We start from the raw sequence: 14,898 nt of genomic DNA, 5'->3' as shown, positions 1-14,898 counted from the left end.
GCCGACAGCGAAAATCAGGTCTTGGGCCTATATCCAAGAACATATTTGGATAATACGTAACGCCGCCTTAATTACACAAGCTAATACTTTCTTAATTGATCAGTCCACACCCTGATCACGGCGCCTGCTCAGCATCGAACTGCTCCCGGGCACACCTGAATCCGTTGGCGTTTTCCACCACCCACGTCCACAACGGAATCATGTGCACCAGCAGCTGTTTGCCCAGCTCCGACAGCTGGTATTCAACCTTGGGCGGCACCTCCTGAAAGTCGTGGCGCAACACCAGGCCATCGCGCTCCAGCTGGCGCAACGTGCGCGTGAGCATGCGCTGGGTAACGCCCTCCATGCGGCGGCCAATCTCGGCGTGACGCAGGCGCCCGTTGACCCCTAGCAGGTGCACGATGCCCAACGACCAGCGGTTTCCCGCATGGGTCAGCACCTGGCGCTTGAGCCCGTCTTCATCGGCGCTAAGGGCTTCGCAGGCGGCTTGTGAGCGCCTGATGATCTCGTCGTTGTCCACCTTCTACTCCCGGTATCACTGGTGTGCCTTCTTATGCCCCGTCGGCAATTCTGCAAGCATGGCATGACTTTCAACCGAATCGAGAACCCTATGACTGCTTCGATCCTTGTACTGGGTGCCGGCGAACTGGGCCTGGCGGTACTGCGCCAACTGTCACGCCTGGCTGCACCGCAAAATGTGCCTGTGACGGTGTTGCTGCGCCCCGCCACACTGAACTCCCCCGACCCCGCCAAACAGCAGGAAATCACCGAGCTGCGCGCCCTGGGCATTGAGCTGCTGGCCGGTGACCTGGCAAACGGCCCCGAGGCCGAACTGGCAACGGTGTTCGCCGACTATCACACCGTGATCAGTTGCATCGGCTTTGCCGCAGGCCCCGGCACCCAGCGCAAGCTGACCCGCGCGGTCATCGCAGGCGGCGTGAAGCGATATGTACCGTGGCAGTTCGGCGTGGACTACGACGTGATCGGCCGCGGTTCGGCCCAGGACCTGTGGGACGAACAGCTTGATGTGCGCGACTTGCTGCGTGACCAACAGGGCACGCAATGGGTGATTGTCTCCACCGGGATGTTCACCAGCTTCCTGTTTGAGCCGTCCTTCGGCGTCGTCGACCTGGCGCAGAATACCGTGCATGCACTGGGAGACTGGGAAACCGCTGTCACCGTCACCACCCCTGAGGACATCGGCCTGCTGACAGCGCGCATCCTGTTCAGCGAGCCGGCGATCACCAATCAGGTGGTGTACACCGCCGGCGACACCCTGACCTACGGCGAGCTGGCAGATACCGTGGATGCGCAACTGGGGCTCACGCTCAAACGCGAACGCTGGTCGGTGCCGTACCTGGAAGCGGAACTGGCCGCTGCACCCGAGGACAATCTGATGAAATACCGGGTGGCCTTCGCCCAAGGTAACGGCGTGGCCTGGGACCCCGCCGTCACCTTCAATGCCCAACAGCAGATTGCCGTAACCAGCGTTGCCCAGTGGATCGAGCAAAACCTCAAGGCACCGGCAACCACCCGCTGAACCTTCCCTGGCTATCCAGCGCGCACCAGGCGAAATCCCCCGGAAACGGCGGCAAGTTTTGCAGCAGTACGCCGCTGCCCTGCTTCCAGTCCACCACCTGCAGGGGTGAACCTTGCCAGGCCAGGACCAGGCCCCGGGCCTGGCTGGTGTCATCGTTGACCCAACGGGCTGCCGCCGCCGTCATGAACGCTTCGATGGGTTCTTCATCGATCTGCGTGCGATACACCGAACCGAGCAACCAACGGCACACACTCACGTGGTAGGTCCAGTTCAGGGAGGGACGATTGCGGTAAGCCCAGGTCATGAAACTGCGAAACAGGTTCAAGCCCTCCGGTGGGTCGAGCTTGAGCAAACCGGGACAGATGTCGAACAAGGTGTGCCAGTACGGCAGCAACCGTGCGTCCAGGTGGACGAAACAACGGGCGTTACTCGGGTATTCGACAGACGGCAACAACACGTTGCCGCGCGACGGACGGCGCGACGCCTTGCTGACCAGGCGGGCAGCGCCGGAAGGCAGGATAGAGCTCATGGAACGCACTCACACTCGTGACGATAGAACGCCTCCTGGTAACAGGAAGCCCAAGGCACACGTCAGAATGCAGGGGAAGCGCGAGGGTTGGCCGAGGGCCAGGAATACCGCGGAGGCGCCTTGTTACGCTGCTCATGGGCCGGGCGCGGCTTTTGCCCAAGGCCCAACAGCCAGGCCAGGCAAAACAGGAAGACGATGCCCAGGGTCACGGCGGAGCACACCGGGCAGGCGAAGAAGTTCGACCAACTGCTGGCCGTCGGATTACCCAGGCCGGCATCCGAGGCCGGCGCCTTGGTGCCCAGGCTTGAACAGAACTGCCCGCCCAGGCCATTGAGCTCCAGGCCCATCATCTGCCCATGGCCCAAACCGCAGACGAACACATTGAACAGGACGCAAAAATACAGAGTCCAGGCAATGAGCGAACGGTCCGGGCGGGTCAGTTTCATGGCGGCGACTTTATCACAGCTCCGACATTTGGCCTTGCCCTGCCATGCCTGTGACAGAACGTCGCAGATTACGCCCGCAGCCCCAGGTTGTTAGAATGCCACGCTCTCCTCGCCTGATTTAACGCTTCGTGGTACCCAGGCGCTTCACAGGATGCACAGTTGATGAGTACGTTATTCACCCGCCGCAAAGTCCTCTCCGGCATGGGATTGCTGGGACTGGGCCTGCTGGCCGGCTGTGACAACAGCCCGAAACTGAACTTCAAGTACGGCAAGGATCTGAGCGACAAGATCATGGGCCGTACCTTCAAGCTCAAGAACACTGACGGCGAAACCGTCACCTTGAGTTCCTTCCGCGGCTTGATGCCGGTGGTGTTCTTCGGCTTCACCCAATGCCCGGCCGTGTGCCCGACTACACTGGCGCGCATGGCCCAGGCGAAAAAACTGATGGGCCGCGACGGCAAGATCATGCAGGTGGTGTTTATCACCCTCGATCCGGAACGCGACACACCCGAGATTCTCGACGCCTACGTCAAGGCCTTCGACCCGAGTTTCGAAGCGCTGTACGGCACCCCGGAAGAAATCGCTGTGGCTGCCAAGGAATTCGGGATCTTTTATGAAAAGATCCCCGCCGGCGATAGCTACACCCTCTCCCACACCGCCACCAGCTTTGTGTTCGACACCCGGGGCACCCTGCGCCTGGGCCTGTCTGCCTCGCTTAACGCCAAAGAGTGCGCAGAAGACCTGCTCACCGTCATGGAGGTCTGCTAATGACTGCCGTTCAACACCTCAAACGCTTCGCCCTCGGTCTTTCCCTGCTGGGCCTCGCCGCACACGCCAGCGCACAGGCAGTGGTCACCGACGCCTGGGTACGCGCCTCGGTACCGGGCCAGCCGTCCAGCGGCGCGTTCATGACCGTTACGGCCGACACCGACAGCAAACTGCTCAGCGTGGCTTCGCCGATCGCCAAGACCGTGCAGATCCATGAGATGGCCATGAAGGACGACGTGATGCGCATGGGCCCGGTGGACTCGGTTGCGTTGCCCGCCGGCAAGGCCGTCAAGCTCGACCCGGACGGCTATCACGTGATGCTGATCGACCTCACCGCCCAGATCAAGGAAGGCGACCAGGTGCCACTGACCGTCACCGTGGAAAATGCCAAGGGTGAAAAGCAGTCGATTGAAGTGAAGGCTGAGGCCCGTGCATTAAATGCAATGGAGACGATGGATCACAGCAAAATGCATTGATCGCTGTTACCTGTGGCGAGGGGGCTTGTCCCCCGTTGGAGTGCGCAGCGCTCCCGCTTTTTTTKGGGCCGCTACGCAGCCCAACGGGGGACAAGCCCCCTCGCCACAGGACAAGCCCCCTCGCCACAACGAAATTCCCTCATATCTAAAACATCTCGCTTCAACACTTTCTATATATTTTCAATCTGCAAAACAACTCGTTAGCCTGCGCAAGCCGGACGCGTCTCCCTGTCGCCGTCCGGCCAGATAATTCTAAAAATAAGCAGCAGACAACGGGAATAACAATGAACAAATCCCCCATTACCCTGGGCCTGACTTCGGCCACCCTCGGTTTGACCCTCGCCTTCCCAACCTTTGCCGAAGCTGACTTTTTCAAAGACAGCAAGGCCGACCTCGAATTTCGCAACTTCTACTTCAACAGCGATTACCGCCAGGACAACGCCAGCCAGTCCAAACGTGACGAGTGGGCTCAAGGCCTGATTCTCAACTACCAGTCGGGTTACACCGAAGGCCTGGTGGGATTTGGTATCGATGCCATCGGCCTGCAAGGCCTGAAACTCGACTCAAGCCCAGACCGCCAAAACAGCGGCCTGCTCCCCGTCGGCGAGGATGGCGCACCGGACAGCTACAGCCGAATGGGTGTCACCGGCAAAGCGCGCATCTCCAAAAGCGTACTTAAATTCGGCACGCTGATCCCCAAGCTGCCGACCGTACTGCCCAACGACGGCCGGCTGCTGCCCCAGACTTTTCGCGGCACGCAATTGACCAGTCAGGACATCGCCGGCCTGACCTTCGACGCCGGGCGCCTGACCAGCAACACCCTGCGTAACGACAGCGGCCATGCAGACATTGAAGTCGACGGCAAAGGCATCAAGGGCGCCGTGCCCAGCGATAAATTCGACTTCGCCAGTGCCAGCTACGCCTGGACCAAAACCTTCGTCACGGGCTACCACTACGCCAACCTCGAGAACAACTACAAGCAACACATCTTCAACCTGGTCCACACCCTGCCATTGGGCGACGCGCAGTCGTTCAAGACCGACCTGCGTTACGCCGACTCCAGCAAGGAAGGCAACAGCAACATCGACAACCAGGCCTTCGGCGCCAAGTTCACCTACAGCCTCCACGGCCACTCGTTCGGTGCCGCCTACCAGCGCATGAAAGGCACCACCGGCTTCCCCCACCTGGACGGCACCGACTCCTACCTCGTCAACTACGTGATGATCTCGCCGGACTTCGCCAACCCCGAGGAAAAATCCTGGCAGGCCCGCTACGACTATGACTTCGCCGCCCTCGGCATCCCCGGCCTGACCTTCATGACCCGCTACCTCAAAGGCGACAACTTCGTGCGTACGCGCACCCTGGAAGGCACCGAGTGGGAGCGCAACACCGATATCGGCTACGTGTTCCAGAGCGGCGCCCTGAAGAACCTTGAAGTGAAATGGCGCAATGGCACGTATCGCAGCAATGGCAGCGGCAGCGATATCGACCAGAACCGCTTTATCGTCAGCTACACCCTGCCCTTGCTGTGATTTTTTCCGGAGCGTTGCACATGAATACCCATAAAAGCCTGATCCACCTGGCCATCGCCTTTGCCCTGTTCAGCAGTTACGGCGCCTATGCCGCCGATACCGGTGCGCTGCCCTGCAAAACCACCGAAGAATGCGCGGCCCAGGCGGCCAAAGTCGGCGCCACACCGGGCTCCTCGCAAACGGCCCACAAGGCCAAGGGCGACCCGACCCAAACCCAGTTCGCCTGGTTGAACCGCATCAACAAAGCCTCGATCGTGATGCTCACCGAAGAAGGCATCGTTAAGCCGGACATGGGCCACAAGATCGCCGGCGGCGTGCGCTTTGCCATCGACCAGGCCGATCAGCCCGACGGCAAGCGCCCGGAAGATGTGCTGCAGCTGGAAAAAATCATGACCGACAAGATCGGTCCTGAAGCGTCCCTGATCCACTCCGGCCGCAGCCGCCAGGACATGCTCGCCACCTACCGCCTGGCCAAGTTGCGCGCACAGGTGCTGGCCTACAGCGACGCGCTGAACGCCACCCGCCAACGCATCCTTAACATCGCCGAGAAGAACGTCGACACCCTGGTACCGGCCTACACCAACGGCGTGCAGGCCATGCCCATCAGCTATGCGCACTACCTACTGGCGTTCGAAGCGGCGTTTGATCGCGATGGCCAGCGTATTCGCGAACTCTACACCCGCCTCAACCTGAGCCCGATGGGCACCGCGGTGCTGGCGAATTCCGCCTACCCGCTGAACCGCGAGCGTTTGGCCGAACTGCTGGGCTTTGATGGCGTGCGGGAAAACTCCCTGGATTCGAGCCAGGTGTCGACCTATGACATTCCGATCGAGGCGGCCAACCTGGCGGCGTCTTCGGCAATCCGCATTGGCGCGATGATTGGCGATATCCATACCCAGTACCATCAGATCCGCCCTTGGCTGCTGCTGGACGAAGAGTCCACCTACACCAGCAGCGCGATGCCGCAAAAGCGCAACCCGGGGCTGTTGATGCGCACCCGGGAATCAGCCTCGGACGTGGTCGGCCTGGCGCAGACCGTGACCTTGCGCGCGCACAACGTCACTACCGGGATGACCGACTACAAGTTTGCGTTTGATTCCCTGGGGCTGTTCCAGTCCACCGACGAAATGTTCAAAAGCATGGACGCGGTGCTGGATGCGCTGCAAATCAATCCGCAGCGGGCGCTGGATGAGCTGGAGTCCGAGTGGACGACTTCGATGGAGTTGGCCGACACCCTGGAGCGCCAGTTCAAGGTGCCGTTCCGCATTGGTCACAGCTTCGCGTCGCTGATCGTCACCGAGGCGCGCAGCAACGGCACCACGCCAAAGACCTTCCCGTATGCGGACGCGCAGAAGCTGTACACCCAGGCGGCGGACAAATACAAATGGACACCGAATACCTTGCCGCTGGATGAGGCCGGCTTCCGTGCTGCGCTGTCGCCGACGGCGATGGTCAAGACCCGCAAAGGCACGGGTGGGCCGCAGCCGGAAGAGGTCAAGCGGATGTTGGTGGAGGCGCGCAAGAACCTAGACACGGACCAGAGCTGGTTGAAGGAACGTCGTGAAAAATTGAAAGGTGCCGAAGGCAATCTGGACAAGGCCTTCGACAAGTTGCTCAACACCAAGGGTTAACGGCTTCCTGTAGGAGCGAGCTTGCTCGCGAAAAACAGGAGAACAGCGCGGGGTGTCAGACATCCTGCGTCAGCGTTAACGTCCTTCGCGAGCGAGCTCGCTCCTACAGGTTTGATGATCCAGAGATTTTTGCCACGCACAGATAGCCAAACACGCCACACAATTGCCCAGCACATTGGTCAACGACCGGCACTTCATCAGCCGCTCCACCCCCAACAGCAACCCCACCCCTTCCAGTGGCACCAGTTGCAGGATGTTCAAGGTGGCAATCAGGGTAAACAGCGCCGAGCCCGCCACGCTGGTAGACCCCAGCGAGGTAAACAGGCAGATCACCAGCACCGCCAGCAATTCGGGAACGGCAATTTCCACCCCGGCCAGATGCGCCAGAAACATGATGGCGGTGGTCAGGTAAATATTGGTGCCGGCCAAGTTGAACGTATAGCCGGTGGTCAGCACCAGGCGTACTAATTGGCGATCACAGCCCAGCGCCTCAAGTTTGCTGACACAACCGGGAAGTGCTGCCACTGATGAGCCGGTAAACGTCACCAACAACAACTCTTCTTTTAAATAAATAATTAACCGAGTCAATTTAACGCCGACCAGGCGCGCAATCGTCGCAAACACTAAAATCACGAAAACCGCACACGCCAGGTAAATAACCACAACAAACTTCAACAGCGGTAAAACAGAACTTAAACCGTACTTCCCCACCACAAACGCCATCGCCCCAAAAGCCGCGAGCGGTGCAAATTTCAAGATAAAGCGCAACAGCAAGAACAGCCCGGCGACTGCTGCTTCCAACCAGCCGAGACAGCGGTTGCCAACCTTACCGCCACGCCCCAGCAGCAGCCCGCACAGCACCGCCACCAGCATCACCTGAAGCACCAGACTCTGGGTAAAAACCCTGTAAAGACTGGACGAAATCGAGGTCATGGACAGCTCATGCAGGAACGCTTCCGGCGCAACAGGCGGCGTCAGGTGGTCAAAATCCAGGTTAGCCACTGCCGTGTGATCCAGGCTGAACAGCCACCCCGTCGACATTCCCAACACCAATGCGGCAAGGGACATCAGCTGGAAATACACCACGATCCGCCCCACTACATGCCGATGGGACGGCTCGCGCTTGATACCTGCGACACCCGTCGACACCAGCACAAACAACAGAAACGGCATCAGTAATCCGACCACTTTTATAAAAGCGTCACTGAGCAATTTCATCTCGACCGCCACGCCCGGATAAAACAGCCCCAACACCATGCCAAGTGCAATGGCAATCAAAATTGGAAAAGTGGCGTTAGTGGAAAATCGGGCTGGCATCAATGCTCCATGGTCTTTTTATTTATTGTTATTGTCGGATCAGGCCACTTTCGGCATATTGGTTGCCAAGGCGCATTCAGGCCACAAATAATAAAGTCTTGTCACGGGATATACCACCATGGAACTTCGCCATTTACGTTATTTCATCATGGTGGCCGAAGAGCGACATTTCACCCGTGCCGCAGCTCGCCTGAACATGCAGCAACCGCCACTAAGCCAACAGATTCGCGCTCTGGAACAAGAGCTGGGGTTCGACCTGTTCAAGCGCCACCCCAAGGGCGTCGACCTGACCGCCGGTGGGATGGTGTTTCTCGAAGAGGCTCGGGCCATCCTCGCCCGCGTCGAACAAGGCTCCCTCAAGGCCGCCCGCGCCGCTCAAGGCATCGAGGGCACACTGATCATCGCCTTCACCAGTTCCGCGGCTGCCCACCCGCTGATCCCGCGTATCATCCGCGCCTACCGCGAGCACTACCCGGGCGTGGAACTCTCGATCAACGAAGGCAGCGCCCGGGAAGTCACCGAAGACACCATCGAAAAACGCATCGACATCGGCATCGTCCGCGCCCCGGTCGGCGACCACCAGAGCCTGACCTTCCACCGCCTGCTCAACGAAGAAATGCTGCTGACCTTGCCCGTCGGGCATCCGCTGCTCAAGGGCGCCGAGCCAAAAATCACCATGGCCGACCTCAAGGACGAACGCTTCATCCTGGTCCGCCGCCCCGGCGCGCCGGGGATGTACGCCAACCTCATCAAGGCCTGCCAGAACGCCGGTTTTGAACCGAAGATTGCCTTTGAAGTGGAGCGCATGCTGACCAACGTCAGCCTGGTGGCCGCCGGTGAAGGCATCTCCGTGGTGCCCGCATCGATGCGCGATGTGCACCGCGAGAGCGTGGTGTATTGCCGTATCAGCGATGCACGGCCACGATTATTGGCGCCGATCACCCTGGTGCGGCGCGCGTTCAATCCGTCGACGCCGTTGCAGAATTTCATTGGCTTGGCGCGGGAGTTGGCGGGGGTTTATCGCAAGGGTTGAGTCATCGCGTGAAAACTCTCGGTGAGCAGTTCCACCGCCGCGCGGATGCTGTCGCTTTGCCGTGGAACGGCGTACAGGCCGTAGTTGACACTCAAGATAGGCCCATCGCTTTCAGCCAAGGAAATGATGCGCATGGTCTCCGGCCGAATATTCTCCGCCGGCAGCAAGGCCACACCCAATCCACCCTCCACCGCTGCGGTGATCACGCCAATGTTCGGGCTGGTCACCGTGACCCGAAAATCCCGCCCGGCGTTCAGCAAGGCATCAAACATCAAGCGCCGCCAGGCACAGGGTTCGGCATACACGATGACATCCAGCGGCAGCGCCGCATCGATTTCTTCATCAATCGCGCACACCCAGTACAGCTCGACGTTCCAGGCGTGCACAGGGTCGGCGTTGAACGACGAGCTGACGCCAATGGCAACGTCCAGCTCGCCGTCATTCCAACGATCAGCGAGCGCGTCGCCGTGATCAACAACAACCTCCAGGTGCACATGCGGGCAGGCGCGCCGCAGCCGGCCGAGCGCTGCCGGCAACGCCGATACCGCCACGTCTTCCGAGAGCCCCACGCGCACATTGCCCATCACCGTGCGCTCTTTCAGACGCGCTGCTACCGTCTCGCCCAAGGCCAGAATGCGCGTCGCGTAGGTGAGCAGCAGTTCGCCTTCGGTAGTGGGCACCACGCCCCGACCTGTTCTGCGCAACAGCCGCTGGCCTAGCAACTCCTCAAGCCGGCGGATTTGTGCGCTGAGGGCCGATTGCGCCCTGCCCGCCTGCTGGGCTGCGCCACTCAGGCTGCCGTGCTGGCATACCGAGATAAAGGTTCGTAGCAGATAGGGTTCAAACGCGTCAGATATCATGTTTGGATTAACTCTGAATCAACAGCTATCACCCTACCTCGATAGCTTGAGCATGACTACTCTGCTGGAACCTTATCAACCAGGAAGAGCCTCATGACCCAGCTCCAGAACCAACGCATCGTACTGGCCGCCCGCCCCGACGGGCGCCCGCAACCCAGCGATTTTCGCCTGGAGTACAGCGCGATTCCCGAGCCTGCCGAAGGCGAAGTGTTGCTCGAAAATCTTTACCTTTCCCTCGACCCCTACATGCGCTGGCGCATGAGTGCCGCCAAATCCTATGCCGAGCCAGTGGGCATCGGCGAGGTGATGGTGGGCGGCACGGTCGCGCGGATCAAACACTCACGAAACCCGTTGTGGCAAGAGGGCGACATCGTGCTTGCCTATGCCGGCTGGCAGCGTTTTGCGCTCTCGGACGGCCTTGATCTGCGGCTTCTGGATCCGGGCATCGCACACCCCAGCACAGCGCTGGGAGTTCTTGGAATGCCGGGGTTCACCGCTTACTCGGGGTTGCTCACTATCGGCCAACCCAAGCCCGGTGACACCGTTGTAGTGGCGGCGGCGAGTGGCGCAGTGGGCTCGGTGGTCGGCCAGATCGCCCGCATCAAAGGCGCACGCGCCGTGGGTATCGCGGGTGGGCCGGAGAAATGCGCATTCGTGAAAAATGAACTCGGGTTTGATGCCGTCATCGACCATCGCGCAGCGGATTTTGCCCTGCAGTTGGCCGAAGCCTGCCCCAATGGAATTGACGTTTACTTCGAAAATGTCTCGGGGGCGGTTTGGGATGCCGTGAGGCCGCTGCTCAATGACTTTGCGCGGATACCCGTATGTGGGCTGATCGCGCATTACAACGACAGTGCGGTGCCTGGGCAACAGGTCGACCGACTGCCGGCGACTATGCACGACATCCTCGCCAAGAGCCTCACCGTGCGCGGCTTTATCCAGACCGAGTTTGTTGACGAGCAGCAGGACGACTTCTTGCAGGAAGCCGCGCAGTGGATTGATCAGGGCAAACTGAAGTGGCGCGAAGACATTGTCGAGGGCCTGGAGCAAGCGCCTGAGGCGTTTATCGGGCTGCTGGAGGGGCGCAACTTCGGCAAGTTGATTGTGCGCCTGGCGTGACGCCTCAATCCACCACGAACAACTTCGCCCCGACGGTAGTCGATGACCGATGCCCTTCCATGTCATTGCCCACCTGATAACTCATCCCGGCAGTCAGCGTGAACTGCCGGCCATCCTCCAGCTCGGTGTGCAACTCACCTTCCAGGCACAACAGGATATGCCCGCGCCAGCACCAGTGATCGGCCAGGTAACCGGCGCTGTACTCGACCATGCGCACGCGGGTCGAGCCGAACTGACAGGTGCGCCAATACGCGCTGCCGGTTTCGCCGGGGTGCAGCACCGGTTCGAGGGTCGACCAGTCGGTAGTGCCAAAAGGAATTGCGGTCAGGTCCATGGTTTTCTCGGCATTGAATACGTGTGGATGAACCGTACCGATAAGGTGAATGCCGCGATAGAGACAGATCCGCTGCATTTGCGGGATACAGGGCAACAACTCTTGGTATCCTGCCAACCCTCTTCGCATGGAAGCCCGTCGATGAAGATCGATCCATCCTTTGTTGTGCATGAGACCGGGCATTGGCTGCTCAATCATCACCTGTCGTCCACGCTGCCGGGCTATCTGATGCTGGGTGCCAAGGCGCCTATACACTCATTGGCTGACATGCCCGATGCGGCGCTCGCGGAGCTGGGCGGGTTGCTGGCCAAAATCCAGCGAGTGATGGAAGCGCAACTGAAACCCAAGTGGCTTTACATCAGCCGGTTCGGGCATATGCCGGGCTTCCCGCTGCACTTTCATTTCATACCAGTGTATGGGTGGGTTGAAGCGCTGTTCTGGCAGGATGAGCGCTATCGGGTGTTGCAGAATTTCGGGACGCAGCAGAAGGCAACCGACGGTGCGGAGCTGACGCTTTTTATCTGGCGGGAGTTGGGTGAGAGCCCTACGCCGCCGGCGGTTCAAGGAGCTTCGGTGAGCGAGGTGATCAGGTGTTTGCGTACGGAGTTCAATACCCAAGACGACACATGACCTGTGGCGAGGGAGCTTGCTCCCGCAGGGCTGCGCAGCTGCCCCAAAAAGGTCAGCGAGTTCTTTCAGTCAGATTGCGATAGCTTTATTGGGGCCGCTTCGCGMCCCAGCGGGAGCAAGCTCCCTCGCCACAGCAAGCGCCCTCACCACAGTTTTTTCCCGTGTCAGCGCGAACGGCGCAGGTGTTTGCGCATAGGAATACAGGCCAGCTGCAACCCCGACGGCGAATGATAGATAGCCTGCTCGGTCCCCACATACCCACACCGCCGATAAAAATCCGCTGCATTCAACGTCGCGTCCAGGATCACTTCCTCGATCCCCAATTCCTGCGCCAACGCCTCCAGATACACCAGCACCTGCTTGCCAATCCCGCGTCCGGTAAACCCGGGCAGCACAAACAGCGCACCGATTTCGTTGTTCGCCAAATCCAGCATCCCCGTGGCCACAGGTTCACCGTTCACGCAGCCCAGGTAAAAATGCTTGTCCATCAGCGTGTCGTAACCGTCCTCGGCGGCACCCCGGGTCCACAACATCATCTGCTCAGACGTGTAGGCGCCGATGCATTGGTTGCGTATGGCCAACAGGCGAATGTCGAAGGCTGTCTGTGCATCTTCCAGCGTGGCGCGTCGTATCTCGAGCATTTGTCCCTCCATGGACGTCAGGCGTTCTCGTCACCCGGTCGGGTAAACGAATAGCGGTCAATATCGGTCCTCAGTTGCCAGCCCTGGCCCTGCCAATAGCGGGCAGCACTGTCATTGGTCTTGAACACATCCAGGTGGCATTTACGGATGCCCAATTGCGCAAGGCTGGTGAGGCAGCGCTCTACCAGCGCGTTCGCAATGCCCTGGCGACGATACTCAGGCAGCACCAGCAGATGCTGCAAATAACCGCGCCGGCCATCGTGCCCACACATCACGCACCCACCCAGTACCCCGTCGATCTCGGCCACGAAACTCATGCCCGGATTGCGCTCCAGGTAACGCGCGGTGGCCTCGCGGGAGTCGGCGTCGCGCAGGGAGATGCCAGGCGTGTTCTGCATCAGTTCAAGCACCGCGTCGTAGTCGGCAGCGCTCATTACGCGAATAGTGACCATGGTGTTCAAAGCCCTCTGAGTTCGCGTTGAGTTTGCCTGCACTTGTGCCGGTCGCGCACGCATAAATACACGACCGGGTGACAGCCTTGAGTTAATGCAGCTGAAACCAGGTGGTTTTCAGTTGTGTGTACTTGTCAAAAGCATGCAGAGAAAGATCACGCCCGAACCCGGATTGCTTGCCGCCACCAAAAGGCACCGCCACATCCAGGGCGTCGATGGTGTTGACCGAGACCGTTCCGGCATTCAGGGCACGGGCCACACGGTGCGCGCGGTTGAGGTCATCACTCCATACCGATGCCGCCAGGCCGTAGAGGCTGTCATTGGCTTGCTGGATCGCCTGCTCTTCCGTGTCGAAGGCGCTCACCGCGAGCACCGGGCCGAACACTTCATCACGGGACAGGGCCATGTCGTGTGTCACGCCGGCAAAAATGGTTGGCTGGATGAAGTTGGAGGAGCCATTGATGATCAGCTGTTCGCCACCGCACAACAGCCTGGCGCCCTCCCCGTTGGCCCGACTGATGGCGTTCATGATGCGCGCGGTTTGCTCACTGTCGACGATTGCACCGGCGGCACTGCCAGGGTCCAGCGGGTCACCCGGCATCCAGGCGCGCGACTTGGCGATCAGGCGCTCAACGAATTCGTCATGGATGGAGCGTTGCACGTAGAGGCGGGAGTTGGCCGAGCACACCTCGCCCTGGTTGAAAAAGATGCCGAAGGCCGCCTTCTCCGCAGCGAGGTCCAGGTCCTGGCAGTCGTCAAACACCAGGTTCGGGCTTTTGCCACCGCACTCCAGCCACACCTGCTTCAGGTTGGACTGGGCGGAGTACTGCATAAAGTACTTGCCCACCTGAGTGGAGCCGGTGAACACCAGGCAATCCACGTCGTTGTGCAGCCCCAGGGCCTTGCCGGCACTTTCGCCGAGGCCGGGCACCACATTCAACACGCCTTCCGGGATACCCGCTTCCAGGGCAAGCTGGGCCAGGCGCAGGGCAGAAAATGGCGACTGCTCGGCAGGCTTCAACACCACGCTGTTACCGGCCGCCAATGCCGGTGCGAGTTTCCAGGCAGCCATATCAAGCGGGAAGTTCCACGGCACCACTGCCGCAATCACCCCCAGTGCTTCGCGCGTAATGGTTGCCAGCGCATTGTGCGCGGTGGGCGCGACTTGATCGTATAGCTTGTCGAGGGCTTCACCGTACCAGGCAAACACATTGGCAGCGCCGGGCACGTCAACGTTGTAAGCGTCCATCACCGGCTTGCCCATGTTCAGCGAATCGAGCAGCGCCAGCTCTTCGCGGTGGGTCATCAGTAACTCGGAAAGCCTGATCAGGATTTTCTTGCGCTCCACCGGCGGCATCCGACGCCAAGGGCTCGTATCGAAGGCCTGACGAGCGCTGCGCACAGCCAGGTCAACCTCTGCGTCACCGCAGGCCGCAACCCGCGTTAGCAGTTGCTGGGTGGCCGGGTTGATCGCATCAAAGGTGGCCCCGGACTCCGCACTCACTGAGCGGCCACCGATCAGGGCGGTGTTGATGAACGTCTGGCGGGCAACACGCTGTTGCCAGTAATTAAGGTCAAACACGTTGTACT

17 protein-coding genes are annotated in these 14,898 nt (G+C 60.2%); 8 read left to right on the top strand and 9 right to left on the bottom strand.

Annotated features, from left to right (window positions below; genetic code table 11):
* Positions 1 to 115: 115 nt before the first annotated feature.
* Entirely contained in the window at positions 116 to 520 is a 405-nt protein-coding gene (locus AU074_RS25715; protein WP_076017107.1) for a helix-turn-helix domain-containing protein, read from the bottom strand.
* A 90-nt stretch (positions 521 to 610) separates the two neighbouring features.
* On the opposite strand from AU074_RS25715, the gene AU074_RS25710 reads away from it, so the two are divergent.
* Positions 611 to 1,540, top strand: a complete 930-nt coding sequence (locus AU074_RS25710; RefSeq protein WP_076017106.1) for an aromatic alcohol reductase — start codon at positions 611 to 613, stop codon at positions 1,538 to 1,540.
* Here the strand turns inward: AU074_RS25710 and AU074_RS25705 are convergent.
* Together AU074_RS25705 and AU074_RS25700 are read right to left on the bottom strand one after the other, a co-directional pair.
* Complete coding sequence (locus tag AU074_RS25705) at positions 1,515 to 2,069, bottom strand: putative natural product biosynthesis protein (protein WP_076017105.1); 555 nt, start codon at positions 2,067 to 2,069, stop codon at positions 1,515 to 1,517. The two genes, AU074_RS25710 and AU074_RS25705, sit on opposite strands and share 26 nt — an antisense overlap.
* Before the next feature lie 62 nt (positions 2,070 to 2,131).
* A complete protein-coding gene (locus AU074_RS25700; RefSeq protein ID WP_076017104.1) occupies positions 2,132 to 2,515 on the bottom strand; it encodes a DUF2946 domain-containing protein in 384 nt (127 codons plus the stop codon).
* A 162-nt stretch (positions 2,516 to 2,677) separates the two neighbouring features.
* On the opposite strand from AU074_RS25700, the gene AU074_RS25695 reads away from it, so the two are divergent.
* The 4 genes from AU074_RS25695 (at position 2,678) to AU074_RS25680 (ending at position 6,922) form a co-directional block, all read left to right on the top strand.
* Positions 2,678 to 3,283, top strand: a complete 606-nt coding sequence (locus tag AU074_RS25695; protein ID WP_076017103.1) for an SCO family protein — start codon at positions 2,678 to 2,680, stop codon at positions 3,281 to 3,283.
* Positions 3,283 to 3,759 carry a copper chaperone PCu(A)C gene (locus tag AU074_RS25690; RefSeq protein ID WP_076017102.1) on the top strand — a complete coding sequence of 159 codons (477 nt, stop codon included), beginning with the start codon at positions 3,283 to 3,285 and terminating at the stop codon, positions 3,757 to 3,759. Before AU074_RS25695 ends, AU074_RS25690 begins: the two co-directional genes overlap by 1 nt.
* Before the next feature lie 284 nt (positions 3,760 to 4,043).
* A complete protein-coding gene (locus AU074_RS25685; RefSeq protein WP_076017101.1) occupies positions 4,044 to 5,291 on the top strand; it encodes an OprD family porin in 1,248 nt (415 codons plus the stop codon).
* A 20-nt stretch (positions 5,292 to 5,311) separates the two neighbouring features.
* Positions 5,312 to 6,922, top strand: coding sequence for an argininosuccinate lyase (locus AU074_RS25680; protein ID WP_076017100.1), 1,611 nt, complete (start codon positions 5,312 to 5,314; stop codon positions 6,920 to 6,922).
* A gap of 75 nt (positions 6,923 to 6,997) precedes the next feature.
* Here the strand turns inward: AU074_RS25680 and AU074_RS25675 are convergent, their stop codons facing one another.
* Positions 6,998 to 8,239, bottom strand: a complete 1,242-nt coding sequence (locus AU074_RS25675) for a cation:dicarboxylate symporter family transporter (RefSeq protein WP_076017099.1) — start codon at positions 8,237 to 8,239, stop codon at positions 6,998 to 7,000.
* Positions 8,240 to 8,357: 118 nt separating this feature from the next.
* Between AU074_RS25675 and AU074_RS25670 the strand changes: the two genes are divergently transcribed.
* Positions 8,358 to 9,272, top strand: a complete 915-nt coding sequence (locus AU074_RS25670) for a LysR family transcriptional regulator (RefSeq protein ID WP_076017098.1) — start codon at positions 8,358 to 8,360, stop codon at positions 9,270 to 9,272.
* Here the strand turns inward: AU074_RS25670 and AU074_RS25665 are convergent.
* Positions 9,257 to 10,132, bottom strand: a complete 876-nt coding sequence (locus tag AU074_RS25665) for a LysR family transcriptional regulator (RefSeq protein ID WP_076017097.1) — start codon at positions 10,130 to 10,132, stop codon at positions 9,257 to 9,259. The genes AU074_RS25670 and AU074_RS25665 overlap by 16 nt on opposite strands.
* A 93-nt stretch (positions 10,133 to 10,225) precedes the next feature.
* On the opposite strand from AU074_RS25665, the gene AU074_RS25660 reads away from it, so the two are divergent.
* Entirely contained in the window at positions 10,226 to 11,251 is a 1,026-nt protein-coding gene (locus AU074_RS25660; RefSeq protein ID WP_076017096.1) for an NADP-dependent oxidoreductase, read from the top strand.
* A 4-nt stretch (positions 11,252 to 11,255) separates the two neighbouring features.
* Here the strand turns inward: AU074_RS25660 and AU074_RS25655 are convergent, their stop codons facing one another.
* Complete coding sequence (locus AU074_RS25655) at positions 11,256 to 11,585, bottom strand: DHCW motif cupin fold protein (RefSeq protein WP_076017154.1); 330 nt, start codon at positions 11,583 to 11,585, stop codon at positions 11,256 to 11,258.
* 141 nt (positions 11,586 to 11,726) lie between these two features.
* Here AU074_RS25655 and AU074_RS25650 point away from each other — a divergent pair, with 141 nt between their 5' ends.
* Entirely contained in the window at positions 11,727 to 12,215 is a 489-nt protein-coding gene (locus tag AU074_RS25650; protein WP_076017095.1) for an HIT family protein, read from the top strand.
* Between the two features lie 164 nt (positions 12,216 to 12,379).
* Here AU074_RS25650 and AU074_RS25645 read toward each other — a convergent pair whose 3' ends face one another.
* The 3 genes from AU074_RS25645 to AU074_RS25635 are packed head-to-tail and all read right to left on the bottom strand — an operon-like array spanning position 12,380 to position 14,890.
* A complete protein-coding gene (locus tag AU074_RS25645) occupies positions 12,380 to 12,856 on the bottom strand; it encodes a GNAT family N-acetyltransferase (RefSeq protein WP_076017094.1) in 477 nt (158 codons plus the stop codon).
* Positions 12,857 to 12,873: 17 nt separating this feature from the next.
* On the bottom strand, positions 12,874 to 13,371 hold the full coding sequence (locus AU074_RS25640; RefSeq protein WP_143503683.1) for a GNAT family N-acetyltransferase: 498 nt from the start codon (positions 13,369 to 13,371) through the stop codon (positions 12,874 to 12,876).
* 28 nt (positions 13,372 to 13,399) lie between these two features.
* Positions 13,400 to 14,890 carry an aldehyde dehydrogenase gene (locus AU074_RS25635; protein WP_076017092.1) on the bottom strand — a complete coding sequence of 497 codons (1,491 nt, stop codon included), beginning with the start codon at positions 14,888 to 14,890 and terminating at the stop codon, positions 13,400 to 13,402.
* Positions 14,891 to 14,898: the final 8 nt, after the last annotated feature.

The sequence above is a fragment of the Pseudomonas sp. ATCC PTA-122608 genome, assembly GCF_001952855.1.
Classification (GTDB): Bacteria; Pseudomonadota; Gammaproteobacteria; order Pseudomonadales; family Pseudomonadaceae; genus Aquipseudomonas.
This window is presented reverse-complemented; position numbering and strand designations above follow the sequence as displayed.

Bases quoted from the DNA above. Each gene is read 5' to 3' on its own strand.
- AU074_RS25680 (WP_076017100.1), top strand. From the start codon at position 5,312: ATGAATACCCATAAAAGCCTGATCCACCTGGCCATCGCCTTTGCCCTG.
- AU074_RS25640 (WP_143503683.1), bottom strand. From the start codon at position 13,371: ATGCGTGCGCGACCGGCACAAGTGCAGGCAAACTCAACGCGAACTCAG.
- AU074_RS25650 (WP_076017095.1), top strand. From the start codon at position 11,727: ATGAAGATCGATCCATCCTTTGTTGTGCATGAGACCGGGCATTGGCTG.
- AU074_RS25690 (WP_076017102.1), top strand. From the start codon at position 3,283: ATGACTGCCGTTCAACACCTCAAACGCTTCGCCCTCGGTCTTTCCCTG.
- AU074_RS25675 (WP_076017099.1), bottom strand. From the start codon at position 8,239: ATGCCAGCCCGATTTTCCACTAACGCCACTTTTCCAATTTTGATTGCC.
- AU074_RS25670 (WP_076017098.1), top strand. From the start codon at position 8,358: ATGGAACTTCGCCATTTACGTTATTTCATCATGGTGGCCGAAGAGCGA.
- AU074_RS25645 (WP_076017094.1), bottom strand. From the start codon at position 12,856: ATGCTCGAGATACGACGCGCCACGCTGGAAGATGCACAGACAGCCTTC.
- AU074_RS25685 (WP_076017101.1), top strand. From the start codon at position 4,044: ATGAACAAATCCCCCATTACCCTGGGCCTGACTTCGGCCACCCTCGGT.
- AU074_RS25695 (WP_076017103.1), top strand. From the start codon at position 2,678: ATGAGTACGTTATTCACCCGCCGCAAAGTCCTCTCCGGCATGGGATTG.
- AU074_RS25655 (WP_076017154.1), bottom strand. From the start codon at position 11,585: ATGGACCTGACCGCAATTCCTTTTGGCACTACCGACTGGTCGACCCTC.
- AU074_RS25665 (WP_076017097.1), bottom strand. From the start codon at position 10,132: ATGATATCTGACGCGTTTGAACCCTATCTGCTACGAACCTTTATCTCG.
- AU074_RS25660 (WP_076017096.1), top strand. From the start codon at position 10,226: ATGACCCAGCTCCAGAACCAACGCATCGTACTGGCCGCCCGCCCCGAC.
- AU074_RS25700 (WP_076017104.1), bottom strand. From the start codon at position 2,515: ATGAAACTGACCCGCCCGGACCGTTCGCTCATTGCCTGGACTCTGTAT.
- AU074_RS25705 (WP_076017105.1), bottom strand. From the start codon at position 2,069: ATGAGCTCTATCCTGCCTTCCGGCGCTGCCCGCCTGGTCAGCAAGGCG.
- AU074_RS25710 (WP_076017106.1), top strand. From the start codon at position 611: ATGACTGCTTCGATCCTTGTACTGGGTGCCGGCGAACTGGGCCTGGCG.